The sequence below is a fragment of the Streptomyces odontomachicola genome (assembly GCF_039605595.1).
Classification (GTDB): Bacteria; Actinomycetota; Actinomycetes; order Streptomycetales; family Streptomycetaceae; genus Streptomyces.
In genome coordinates, this window is record NZ_JBCFOK010000013.1 from 13,077 (window position 1) to 24,749 (window position 11,673).

At 73.5% G+C, this 11,673-nt stretch carries 9 protein-coding genes; 1 reads left to right on the top strand and 8 read right to left on the bottom strand.

Going from position 1 to position 11,673, the window contains the following annotated elements:
- Positions 1–21: 21 nt before the first annotated feature.
- From ABEE00_RS23040 to ABEE00_RS23055, 4 genes are all read right to left on the bottom strand, one after another.
- On the bottom strand, positions 22–366 hold the full coding sequence (locus ABEE00_RS23040; RefSeq protein WP_345747523.1) for a hypothetical protein: 345 nt from the start codon (positions 364–366) through the stop codon (positions 22–24).
- Positions 363–713, bottom strand: coding sequence for a WhiB family transcriptional regulator (locus tag ABEE00_RS23045; protein ID WP_345747524.1), 351 nt, complete (start codon positions 711–713; stop codon positions 363–365). The genes ABEE00_RS23040 and ABEE00_RS23045 overlap by 4 nt, the downstream gene beginning before the upstream one ends.
- 147 nt (positions 714–860) lie before the next feature.
- The gene (locus tag ABEE00_RS23050) at positions 861–1,151 is read right to left on the bottom strand and encodes a hypothetical protein (protein ID WP_345747525.1); all 291 of its coding nucleotides are present in this window, start codon (positions 1,149–1,151) and stop codon (positions 861–863) included.
- Between the two features lie 145 nt (positions 1,152–1,296).
- On the bottom strand, positions 1,297–3,672 hold the full coding sequence (locus ABEE00_RS23055; RefSeq protein ID WP_345747526.1) for an ATP-dependent DNA helicase UvrD2: 2,376 nt from the start codon (positions 3,670–3,672) through the stop codon (positions 1,297–1,299).
- A gap of 113 nt (positions 3,673–3,785) precedes the next feature.
- Between ABEE00_RS23055 and ABEE00_RS23060 the strand changes: the two genes are divergently transcribed.
- A complete protein-coding gene (locus ABEE00_RS23060; RefSeq protein ID WP_345747527.1) occupies positions 3,786–4,028 on the top strand; it encodes a mycoredoxin in 243 nt (80 codons plus the stop codon).
- Between the two features lie 183 nt (positions 4,029–4,211).
- On the opposite strand, the gene nudC is transcribed toward ABEE00_RS23060, so the two are convergent.
- From nudC to ABEE00_RS23080, 4 genes are all read right to left on the bottom strand, one after another.
- Positions 4,212–5,156 carry an NAD(+) diphosphatase gene (gene nudC / locus ABEE00_RS23065; RefSeq protein WP_345747528.1) on the bottom strand — a complete coding sequence of 315 codons (945 nt, stop codon included), beginning with the start codon at positions 5,154–5,156 and terminating at the stop codon, positions 4,212–4,214.
- A 121-nt stretch (positions 5,157–5,277) separates the two neighbouring features.
- Positions 5,278–6,744 carry a dipeptidase gene (locus ABEE00_RS23070; RefSeq protein ID WP_345747529.1) on the bottom strand — a complete coding sequence of 489 codons (1,467 nt, stop codon included), beginning with the start codon at positions 6,742–6,744 and terminating at the stop codon, positions 5,278–5,280.
- 74 nt (positions 6,745–6,818) lie between these two features.
- The gene (locus ABEE00_RS23075) at positions 6,819–10,571 is read right to left on the bottom strand and encodes an ATP-dependent DNA helicase (RefSeq protein ID WP_345747530.1); all 3,753 of its coding nucleotides are present in this window, start codon (positions 10,569–10,571) and stop codon (positions 6,819–6,821) included.
- Between the two features lie 195 nt (positions 10,572–10,766).
- Positions 10,767–11,630, bottom strand: coding sequence for a hypothetical protein (locus tag ABEE00_RS23080; protein WP_345747531.1), 864 nt, complete (start codon positions 11,628–11,630; stop codon positions 10,767–10,769).
- Positions 11,631–11,673: the final 43 nt, after the last annotated feature.

The following is an 11,673-nucleotide window of genomic DNA, read 5'->3' on the forward strand; positions in this document are numbered from 1 at the left end:
CGCCCCGGCTCCCGGATCGCTCTACTGCATGACGGCCATCGCCAGCGCGCGACGGGCGCGCAGCGTGGCGCGCTCCGCCTTGCGCTGGAGCCGGCGGGCGGACGCGAGCCGGAGCGCCCGGTTCTCCGCCTCGGCGTCGCGCAGCCGTTGCCGCATATGGGCTCGGGCCATGGTTTCTGGCATGAGTTGCATCTGACGGGTCCTGTTCTGGCGCGTGCCGCTCGCCGCAGTGCGGGAACGGCCGTCCGCGCCGTACGTGTTGAGGTTTTCGGAAGTGGGCTGTGCCATGGCGAGGTCCTGCTTCGGAAGGTGACGCGGCACGGGGCCGTGCGTCGCGGGGTGGTCGATCGTGCCGGCGGTGTTCATGCCGTGACCGGGTTCTTGCGCGGACGGCCGCGGGGCCGCTTGCGGGGAACGACGACACCCTGCACGAACAGCTCGCCGCCCCAGACGCCCCAGGGCTCGCGGCGGTCCTTGGCGCCCGCGAGGCAGGCCTCGCGCAGCGGACAGGTCTGGCAGAGCGACTTGGCGTACTCGACGTCCGCCGGGTCCTCGGCGAAGAAGACCTCCGGGTCGTAGGACCGGCAGGGAACGGTGACACCAAGACGCTCGATCGCGTCGTCGAGCTCGGTGAGAGTGATGAGCGGGGCGGTCAAGGAGTCCTCCGTGGCGTGGGGCTTGATCAGGTCGGTGCGCGATGACGGTGCGTGCATCTCGGGAGGCACTGTCGGTTCTTCCTCGTCTGTCGGTGTCTGTTGTCTGTTCGTTCCGGCTGGTGGCCGGGCGGGTGGCAAACAGAAGGGCCGCGGATCCCGGTGTGGGTTCCGCGGCCCTGGAAGGTGCCGACCTGATCGCTCCGATCAGGCTGGATATCTCCAGGGATCAGGCCCACGGAAGGCCCACATGTGGTGCTGCTGCGTCAGGGTCTGCGTCTTCTGGCTGTCCACGCCGGCACCCGCGAGCGCGCAGTCGGCGGCATACGCCTGCTCCTGAGCAGGTGCCATCGCTACTGCCGCGAGTGCCTTGGTCGGTCGCTCATTGCCGCCGAGGACGACTCCGGGCAGACCGGTGCCGCGCAGGCGGGAGCCGAGCAGGCAGGAGGCAACGACCGAGTGGTCGGTCATTTTGGTGGTGGTAATGAAGCTGATCACTGGTCTCGCCTCCTCTCGGCGTATCGGGGAGCTGAGGGACAGCTCCGAAGATGTGCAGGATTCAGTACAGCATGGATGGGGCAGAAGAAGAACCCCCGCCTCTCCACGTCCGGAAGGCTATGGGGGCCCGGACTGCGGGCGCAAACTATTTTTCCGGGCTCGGCGTAACAGCTTCTGTGACATCCTCCGGAGCTGCCTCCTCCGGTTCCTCACCTGCGCAGAGCGCCAGGACGTCGGCGCCGAAGCGGCGCAGCTTGGTGCCGCTCACTCCCGGAATCCCGCACAGCGTGTGCTCGTCGTCCGGCACCGTCTCGGCGATGGCCATCAGCGTCTTGTCGGTGAAAACGCAGAAGGCGGGCTGGCCGAGGGTGCGGGCCTGGACGGCGCGCCAGTCGCGGAGCCGTTCATACAGCTCCTCGTCCAGCTCCGAGGGGCAGTCCTCGCAGCGCATCAGCTTCATCTCGCCCGGGTCGGTCAGGGTGCGGCCGCACACCCGGCAGCGCACCGGGGCGCGCCGCTTCCGCGGCCGCTCCCCCACCGGGCCGCCCCCGGTGCCCCGCTCGATGCCGCCGGGGCCGGCGGCGCCCGCCGCGCGGTGCCCGGAGCCCGCCGAGCCGGGGCGCAGGCCGTCCAGGAAGCGGCTGGGGCGGCGTCCCGCGCGGCCGCCGGGCGAACGGGACAGCGCCCACGAGAGCGTGAGGTGGCGGCGGGCACGGGTGACCCCGACATACAGCAGCCGCCGCTCCTCCTCGATCTGCTCGTCGGTCCTGGCGTACGTGATCGGCAGCATGCCCTCGGTGAGCCCGGACAGGAACACCGCGTCCCACTCCAGGCCCTTGGCCGCGTGCAGCGAGGCGAGGGTGACGCCCTGGACGGTGGGGGCGTGCTGGGCGTTGGCGCGCTCGTCCAGCTCGGCCACCAGATCGCCGAGGGTCGCCGAGGGGCGGGCGGCGGAGAAGTCCTCGGCGAGGCGGACGAGCGCCGCCAGCGACTCCCAGCGGTCGCGCGCGGCGCCGGAGCCCGCGGGGGGCTCGGGGCTCCAGCCCGTTCCGCTGAGGACCGCGCGCACCTGCGAGGTCAGGCCCTCGGCGCCGTCCAGCAGGGTGTCGTTCTCACCGAAGCGGGCGGCGCTGCGCAGGGCCACCCCGGCCTCGCGCACCTCGGGGCGCTCGAAGAACCGCTCGGCGCCCCGGAGTTGATAGGGGACGTCGGCGTCGGCGAGTGCCTGCTCATACACCTCGGACTGGGCGTTGATGCGGTAGAGCACGGCGATCTCGCTCGCGGGGACGCCGGAGTCGAGGAGCTTGCGGATGCGGCGGGCGGTGCCCTCGGCCTCTGCGGGCTCGTCGGCATACTCCGTATAGACAGGCTCGGGGCCCGCCTCGCGCTGGGCGCGCAGCTCCAGGCGGTGGTCGGCGGCGCGGCCGCTGGCCTGCGCAAGCAGGCCGTTGGCGAGGTGGACGACCTGGGGCGAGGAGCGGTAGTCCCGCACGAGCTTGACCACCGTGGCGCCGGGGTGCCGGGTGCGGAAGTCGAGCAGGTGGTCGGGGGTGGCGCCGGTGAAGGAGTAGATGGTCTGGCTGGCGTCGCCGACCACGCACAGATTCTCCCGGTCGCCGACCCACAGCTCCAGAAGGCGCTGCTGGAGGGGGCTGACGTCCTGATACTCGTCCACGACGAAGTGCTGATACTGCGAGCGGACGGTCTCGGCGATGTCCGGGCGGTCCTGGAGCACGCCCACGGTGAGCAGCAGCACGTCCTCGAAGTCGATGACCGAGCGCTCGCGCTTGAGCTGCTCGTACATCTCGTAGACCCGGGTGATCTCGGCGGTGTCCCTGGGGGCGGCGCGGCCGGCTCTCGCGGCCGCTGCGCGGTAGTCCTCGGGGACGGTCCTGGTGACCTTGGACCACTCGATCTCGCCCGTGACGTCGCGGATCTCGGAGCGGTCGAGGCGCAGTCCCGTGCGGGCCGCGGCCTCGGCGACCAGCTGGGCCTTGCGCTCCAGCAGGCGGGGCAGCTCGCCGCCGACGGCCTTGGGCCAGAAATACTGGAGCTGGCGCAGCGCGGCCGAGTGGAAGGTGCGGGCCTGCACCCCGTGGGCGCCGAGCGCGCGCAGCCGGCCGCGCATCTCGCCCGCGGCGCGGCTGGTGAAGGTGACCGCGAGCACGCTCGCGGGCGGGAGTATCCCGGCGCGCACGCCGTAGGCGATGCGGTGGGTGATCGCGCGGGTCTTGCCGGTGCCCGCTCCCGCCAGCACGCAGACCGGACCGTGCAGCGCGGTGGCCACCTCGCGCTGCTCGGGGTCCAGCCCCTCCAGCACCGCGTCGGCGTCCTGCGGCGGCGGCGCGAACTCGGCGGAGTGCTCGCCCGTGCCGTGCGCGGATGCCTGCGGGAAGAGAGTGGGGTCCGTTGCTGATGTCACCCCGCCATGCTGCCAGGTCGCCCGGGACGGGTCGGCCGGTTGTCCACAGCAGGGGCGGGTTAGTCGTACGAATCCCCGCGGGGCGCGCGCCGACCGCACGCCGGGAGACGCGGCGAGCCGCGCCTCAGCCCCGTACCCCGGGCGGGAATGGTCCCGGCCGGCCGGGCGTTCCCTCTGTGCGCAATCACCGATCACGAAGGAGCGCGGAAGCCATGGCAGGCACAGTGACGATGTACAGCACCACGTGGTGCGGGTACTGCCGCCGTCTGAAGGGCCAGATGGACCGCGAGGGCATCGCCTACACCGAGGTCAACATCGAGCACGACCCGGAGTCCGCGGAATTCGTGGAGAAGGTCAACGACGGCAATCAGCTCGTGCCGACGGTCCTCTTCCCGGACGGCTCCGCGCTGCCCAACCCGACGATCGCGCAGGTCAAGCAGAAGGTCGGCGCCTGACCCGAGCGGTCGGCGGCAGTCATCACGTGTGACGAGCGCGGCCCGGCCGCGCTCGTCACACGTGTCAGTGCGAGGGCTGTCTCAACGCACGGGCTGTCGCAGCGCACGGGCTGTCGCAGCGCACGGGCTGTCGCAGCGCACGGGCCGTGTCCGTGCGAGGACTGCGTCAGTGCGAGGACTGCGTCAGTGCGACGGCTTGGGCAGCGGTTCTCCGTACCAGCGCTCGACCAGGCGTGCCGCGATGGAGATCCCGGACGGGGGCAGCACCTCGCCGGTCTCGATCGCGGAGCGCAGGTCCTCGCGGGAGAACCAGCGGGCCTCGCCGATCTCGTCCCCGTCCACCTGGATCTCCGGCGACGTGGCGCGGGCCATGAAGCCGAGCATCAGGCTGGAGGGGAAGGGCCAGGGCTGGCTCGCGACGTACTCGACGGGGCCGACGGTGACGCCCGCCTCCTCGGCGACCTCGCGTACGACCGCGGCCTCGATCGACTCGCCGGGCTCCACGAAGCCCGCCAGCGTCGAGAAGCGGCCCTCCGGCCAGTGCACCTGGCGGCCCAGGAGCGCCCGGTCCTTCTCGTCGGTGACCAGCATGATCACCGCGGGGTCGGTGCGCGGGTAGTGCTCGGCGCCGCAGGCCGGGCAGCGGCGTACGTGTCCGGCGGCGGCGATGTTGGTGCGCTCCCCGCAGCGGGAGCAGAAGCGGTGCGTGCGCTGCCAGTTCTCCAGGCCGACGGCGTGCGTGAGGAGTTCGGCGTCGCGCTCGGAGAGGAGGACGCCCGCCTCGCGGAGGCCGGCGGCGCGCGCGACGTCGTCCCAGCGCCCGGGCAGCGCGTCCTTCTGGAGGGCGAAGTAGCGCACGCCGTCCTCGTCGATGCCCAGGAAGTAGCGGTGCGCCTCGGTGAAGGGGGCGTCGAAGGACGGCATCATCACCAGCTCGGTGCGGCCGTCGTCGGTGTCCTCGATCAGCGCCTGCCCACCGGAGACCACGAAGACGCGCGTCGTCGGGTGGCTCCACGCGGCCGCGAGCCATGCCTCGTCCAGCCGGTGGTGTGCGGCGCGGTCGATGCCGCCGGTCCCGGCGAGGGTGACGATGCGGTCGGCTCCGGTGCGGTCGGTCCAGGTGGTCACTGCGGCTTCCTACTCCCCCTGTGTGCGGTGGTCTTCGGACGGTTCGTGCGGGGTGGTGCCTGCGGGCGGCGGCCGTACGGCGCGAAGCGGAACGGTCGCGGCGCCCTCACCCTGTGCCGGATCAGCCGGAGGCGTCGCCGGAAGCACCCGGGGTGACGGGAGAACCGGAGGCGCCGGGAGTCCCGGGCCGCCAGTGCTCGGCGAGGTCGCCCCACAGGTAGGCGGCGGTCTCCACGCCCTTCATCAGCAGGTCGAGCTCCACCTTCTCGTTCGGCGCGTGCCAGCCGTCCGACGGGATGGAGATGCCCAGGAACAGCACCGGCACACCGAGCACGTCCTGCAGATCCGCCGCGGGACCCGAGCCGCCCTCCCTGGTGAAGCGGACGGTGCGCCCGAAGGCCCGCTCCATCGACCGTACGACCGAGCGCAGCGCGGGGTGGCCGAGCGGGGTGAGGCAGGGGCGGGTGGCGCCCCAGAAGGTGATCTCGTGGCGGATGCCGTCGGGCAGGGCGTGGGCCGCCCATTCGCGCACCGACTGCTGGACCTTCTCCGGGTCCTGGCCCTCGACCAGCCGGAAGGAGAGCTTGAGCTGCGCGGCCGACGGGACGACGGTCTTGCCGCCGGGGCCCTGATAGCCGCCGGAGATGCCGTTCACCTCGGCGGTCGGGCGGGCCCACACGCGCTCCAGCGTGGTGTAGCCGGCCTCGCCGAGCGCGCCGTGCGAGTGCGCGGTGCGCAGCCAGGAGTCCTCGTCGAAGGGGAGCTCGGCGAAGAGCGCGCGCTCCTCCTCGGTGAGCTCCACCACCCCGTCGTAGAAGCCGGGCAGCGCGACGCGGCGGTCCGCGTCGTGCAGCGAGGCGGCGAGGCGGGCGGCCTCGGTGGCCGGGTTGGGCACCGCGCCGCCGAAGGAACCGGAGTGGATGTCCTGGTCAGGGCCGTACAGATCGATCTGGCAGTCCGTCAGTCCGCGCATGCCCGTGCACACGGTCGGGGTCTCGCCCGACCACATGCCGGTGTCGGAGACGATCACCGCGTCGCAGCCGAGCCGCTCCGCGCGCTCCCGCAGCAGGGCCGGGAAGTGCGGCGAACCCGACTCCTCCTCGCCCTCGATCAGCAGCTTCAGATGCACGGCCGGCGCCGTGCGCCCCGTCGCCGCCAGGTGCGCCTCGACGCCGAGGGTGTGGAAGAAGACCTGGCCCTTGTCGTCGGCGGCGCCGCGTCCGTACAGCCTGCCGTCCCGCTCGACCGGCTCGAACGGGTCGGTGTGCCAGCCGTCTTCGCGGGCCGCGGGCTGTACGTCGTGGTGGCCGTAGACCAGCACGGTCGGCGCCATCGGGTCGTCCGAGGGCCACTCGGCGAAGACCGCGGGCGCTCCCGGGGTCTCCCAGATCTCGGCGACCGGGAAGCCGGTCGCGGCCAGCTTGTCCGCGAGCCACTGAGCACTGCGGCGCACCTCGCCCGCGCTCTCCGGGTCGGCGGAGACGGAGGGGATGCGCACCCACTCCCGGAGCTCGTCGAGGAACGCTGCGCGCCGGTCTGCGATGTGGGCCCGTACGTCGCTGTCCGGGGCCTCCGGGGTGGTGCTCATGCCTCCGAGCCTAATCCGTCGCCGGTGATCGCAGTGCGGCAGGGGCGGTGTACTGCGGGTGCACGCGGGCTCCCCTAGGGGGACTCCGGGTCCGGATCCTCCTGCTCCGGAGGTGACCCTGATGTCCGCTCGGGGTCCTGCCCCGAGTGCTGGCCCTGGCCCGGGTCCTGGTCCTGCTCCGGGTCCGGGCCCGGGTCCTCCTCGCCCAGGAGGAGGCGTTCCAGTGCGGGGCGGTCCGGGAGGGAGGGCGGGCGTACGACCTCGCCGCTGCGGACGAAGAGGAACGCGGCGTCCACCCGGGACGGCGGGACGCCGTGGCGCTCGGCCCAGGCCAGGCGGTAGACGGCGAGCTGGAGCGGGTCGGCGGTGCGGCCGCGGCCCGTCTTCCAGTCGACGATCTCGTACCGCTCCCCGCCGTCCTCGGCCGTCTCCCGGTACACCGCGTCGATGCGGCCGCGCACCGTGCGGCCGGCCAGCCGGAGCTGGAAGGGCTCCTCGACGCGGTACGGGGTGCGGTGGGCGTACGGGGTGCGCTCGAACGCCTCCTTGAGCGCCGTCAGGTCGCGCTCGTCCGCGATCTCCGGGGGCTCCTCGCCGAACTCGCCGCCCCCGCCGGGCAGTTCGCCCGGGCCGAGCATCGGCAGGGTCAGCTCCTCGAAGCGGGACTCCACCCAGGCGTGGAAGCGGGTGCCGCGACGCGCGGCCGCGGGTCTCGGCGGCCGCGGCATGGGCCGGGCCAGCTCGCGCGCGAACCCGTCCGGGTCCTCGGCGAGGCGCATCATCTGCGTGGCGGAGAGCGAGGCGGGCAGCGGCACGTCGCGGACCGTGGCGCGGGATCTGCGCAGCTCACCGGCGAGCGCGTCCAGGTCGCGGTCCCAGGAGGCGGCCAGTCTGGCTTCCTCGGGGGTGAGTTCGAGGGGGCCCGGGTCCGCAGCGGGGGTCGAGCGCTCGGCGTCGGCGTGCGCGCCGTCCGCGAGCGCGTGCGGCTCGGGTTGTTCGTGCGGCCCGGGCTCCTCGGGCTCCTCGGGGGCCGGCCCAGGCGCAGGTTCGGGCTCGTGTTCCGCGGGCTCCCGGTCACGCTCGGGCTCCAGCCCGGGCACAGGGTCCGGCTCGCGCTCGGGCCCGGGCTCGCGCTCCGACTCCCCCTCCTCCCCCGGATGTTCGCGCGCCAGGTGCTCCAACACCGCCTCGGCCGCCGCCCGGCGGTGGGTCATGGCGGTCTCGTCCAGGGGGAGGGGCCAGGCGCGTTCCTCGGCGGCCTCGGCGAGGAGGGGGTTCTCCGAGCCCTCCTCCGGCCGTTCCGCCCAGTGCTCCACCTCGCCGTGGCCCGGGCCCTGTTCGCAGTGGTCGCGCAGGGCGTCCAGGAACGGGGACGGGCCGCGCGGGCGCTTCTGCGACGGGCCCCACCAGTGGCCCGAGCCGAGCAGCAGGGAACGGGGGCGGGTGAACGTCACATAGCCCAGGCGGAGTTCCTCGGTGGCCGTGTGGTCGGCCATGGCCGTCTTGTACGCCTTGAGCCCCTTCGCGCTCCACTCCCCCATCTCCGGCAGGGTCTCCGCGTCGCCGCGCAGCGCATGCGGCAGCACCTCGGGCCGTACGAGCCAGGACTCGCGCGGCGTGGTGCTGGGGAAGGTCCCGGAGACCAGCCCCGGCACGGCGACCACGTCCCACTCCAGGCCCTTGGACTTGTGCGCGGTGAGCACCTTCACGGTGTCCTCGCCGCCGGGGAGCGAGCTGTCGAGCCCCTTCTCGTACTGCTCAGCGGTGCGCAGGAACGCAAGGAACGCGGGCAGCGTCGCCTCGCCGTCCAGCGCGGCGAACCCGGCGGCCACGTCCAGGAAACCGCTCAGCGTCTCGCGGCGCCGGGCGGCCACCGCGTGCGGCGAGGCGGCGAGTTCGACCTCGAGCCCCGTGGCGGCGAGCACCCGGTGCAGCACGTCCATCAGCGGGTCGGCGAGGGAGCGGCGCAGGTCGCGTATCTCCCGGGCCAGGCGCGCGAAGCGGACGCGGGCCTCGGGCGAGAAGGGCAGCCCGTCCTCGTACGCCTCCTCGTGGGCGGTGTGGGAGTGGCCCGCGCCGGAGTGGCCAGCGCCTTCCTGACCGGCTTCGGCCCCCGTACCGACGCCCGGAACCGCCCCCGTACCCGCGCTCGCCCCCGTACCCGCGTCCAGGAACGTGTCCAGCGCGTCCGCGAGGGAGATGATCTCGGCGGGGTCGACGCCCTCGACCGCGGCGGCGAGGCGGAGTTCGGGATCGTCCCCCGGGTCGGCGTCGCGGTGCTGGACCAGCAGCCGGGCGCGGCGTCCCAGCAGCGCGAGGTCGCGCGGGCCGATGCGCCAGCGCGGTCCGGTGAGCAGCCGTACGAGGGAGGCGTTGGCCGTGGGGTCATGCAGGACCTCGCACATGGCGACCAGGTCGGCGACCTCGGGCAGATGGAGCAGCCCGGACAGGCCGACGACCTCGACCGGCACGTCGCGCTCGACCAACGCGCCCTGGATCTCGGCGAATCCGGCCGCGCCGCGGCACAGCACGGCGATCTCGCCGGGCGGCGTGCCGGTGCGCACCAGGTGCGCTATGGAGTCGGCGAGCCACTCCAACTCGTCCGCATACGTGTCGAACAGGGCGCAGCGGACCAGCCCTTCGTCCTCGGCGCCGGGCGCTGAGCGCAGCGGCTCGACGCCCTCGTGGCGCTCGCGCAGCGGCTCGGCCAGGCCGTTGGCGAGGGAGAGGAGGCGGCCGCCGCTGCGGCGGTTCTCCCCCAGCGCATACCGCTCGGCAGGGGTGCCGTCCCCGCGCGGGAAGTGCTCGGGGAAGTCGTCGAGGTTGGCGACGGAGGCGCCGCGCCAGCCGTAGATGGCCTGGCAGGGGTCGCCGACGGCGGTGACGGCGTGCCCCGTGCCGTGGCCGAACAGGCCCGCGAGGAGGACGCGTTGGGCGACGGACGTGTCCTGGTACTCATCGAGCAGCACCACGGGGAACTGCTCGCGCAGCACCCTCCCCACCTCGGGCACATCGCGCGCGAGCTTGGCGGCGAAGGCTATGCGGTCGCCGAAGTCGATGAGGTCGCGGGAGCGTTTGCGGGAGCGGTAGTCCTCGACCAAGCCGAGGAGTTCGCCGCGGCCGACGGCGGCGCGCGGGATCCTGCGCAGCTCCTCGTTGGTCAGCCGGACGCCGTCCAGGGTGGCGCGCAGCTCCGCGTCGTGCGCCCGCAGCACGCGCGGCTCCACCAGGTGCTCCGACAGCTCGGCGTCCAGCGCGAGCAGGTCGCTGACGTGCGTGGACAGGGACTTGGTCAGCCCCTCGAAGGGACCGGAGGCGGAGTGCAGCACCTTCGCGGCGAGCTGGAAGCGGGTGGCGTCGGCGAGCAGCCGGGCGCCGGGCTCCAGGCCGATGCGCAGTCCGTGCTCGGTCAGCAGGCGGCCGGCGAAGGCGTGATACGTGGAGATCTGCGGCTCGCCGCCGGCCTGATCGGCGTCCGAGGAGCCCCCGGGACCTGCGGAGCCCGCGGCGCCGGCCGGCTCGGGCGCCGGGTCCGGGTCGGTGACCCCCGCCTGCAACAGGGCCTTGCGCACCCGCTCGGTCAGCTCGCCCGCCGCCTTGTTGGTGAAGGTGAGGCCGAGCACGCCCTCGGGGGGCACCTGGCCCGTGCCGACCAGCCAGACGACGCGGGCCGCCATCACCGTGGTCTTGCCCGAACCCGCGCCGGCCACGATCACCTGCGGGGCGGGCGGCGCGGTGATGCAGGCCGTCTGCTCCGGGGTGAACGGGATGCCGAGGAGCTCCTTGAGCTGCTCGGGATCGCTGAGTCGTGCGGGTCGTGCGGACACTCTGGAGACGCTAACGCGTCCCGCTGACAGCCGGGGGCGGCGGGCGCCACGGGACGGATGCGCCCCGCGCCGCCCACCGCACGCCCCTCAAGGGCCGCCCCTTAGGGCCCGGCCGCCTCTTGGGGCCCACCGCTCAGAGCTCGCCCAGCACTCGCCCGAAGCTCGCCCGGCACGCACCCGCCGCTCGCCCGCCGCTCAGAGCGCGCTGCCGCCGCCCTTCGCGAGTTCGCCCAGGTCGACGGTGCCGTCCTTGGGCGGCGCCGCGACCTTCAGCGGCTTGCCGTAGTCGCCGAAGGTCATGGAGCCCGGCTCCTTGCCGCCGGTCTTCTCCAGCTTCAGCAGGTACGGCTCGCCCTCCATGGCGATGTACGAGGTCTCGGTGCCGCCGTTCTTCTTCTCCACCAGCGGCAGCGCCTTGCGGCCCGCGACGGTGGTCGGCTTCCCCTTCTCCGCCTTCTCCGCGTCGGACGCCTTCATCCCGCTGGTCAGGGTGCTGAGCTTGCAGAAGGTGCCGGGGTCCGACATGGCCTCGGCACCCGGACCCGACCCCGAGGCGGACCCCGGGCCCTGCGACATGCCCTCGGCGGGGAGCTTGATCCAGCGGCCCTTGAGCATCTGGCCCACGAACGCGGCCTTCGGGTCCTCCTTGCCGAGCGCCTTGAAGAAGCCGGAGTCCGCCTTCACGTAGGTGGCCGCGCTCTTCTTGCGCAGCTCGGCCTCGCCGCCGCCGACGCCGAAGGTGCCCGAGCAGTCGCCGCTCTTCGCCAGCGCGAGGTCGATCGCGACGCGCCCCTTCTCCGTGGCCAGCGCCCCCTTCATGCGCAGCGCCGAGGCGGAGCGCATCGCCTCGACCGTCCGCTCGGCCACCTTCTTCACCGGCTGCTTCTCGATGCCGTTGGCCTGCTCGTCCTGCTTGCCGGCCGCACCGCCGCCGCTCGCGCGGTCCGCGCCGGCCTTGCCGCCGTCCTTGCCGCCGCCGACGCCCATGCACCCCGTCGCGCCCGTGGCGACCGCCGCGCACAGCGCCACGGCCGCGAGGGTCCTGCGGCCCGGGGCCATGCGCCTCCGGGACTCCTTCTGCACCAACGTTCTCCCCGTTTCC

Bases quoted from the DNA above. Each gene is read 5' to 3' on its own strand.
- ABEE00_RS23040 (WP_345747523.1), bottom strand. From the start codon at position 366: ATGAACACCGCCGGCACGATCGACCACCCCGCGACGCACGGCCCCGTG.
- ABEE00_RS23045 (WP_345747524.1), bottom strand. From the start codon at position 713: ATGCACGCACCGTCATCGCGCACCGACCTGATCAAGCCCCACGCCACG.
- ABEE00_RS23060 (WP_345747527.1), top strand. From the start codon at position 3,786: ATGGCAGGCACAGTGACGATGTACAGCACCACGTGGTGCGGGTACTGC.
- ABEE00_RS23070 (WP_345747529.1), bottom strand. From the start codon at position 6,744: ATGAGCACCACCCCGGAGGCCCCGGACAGCGACGTACGGGCCCACATC.
- ABEE00_RS23080 (WP_345747531.1), bottom strand. From the start codon at position 11,630: ATGGCCCCGGGCCGCAGGACCCTCGCGGCCGTGGCGCTGTGCGCGGCG.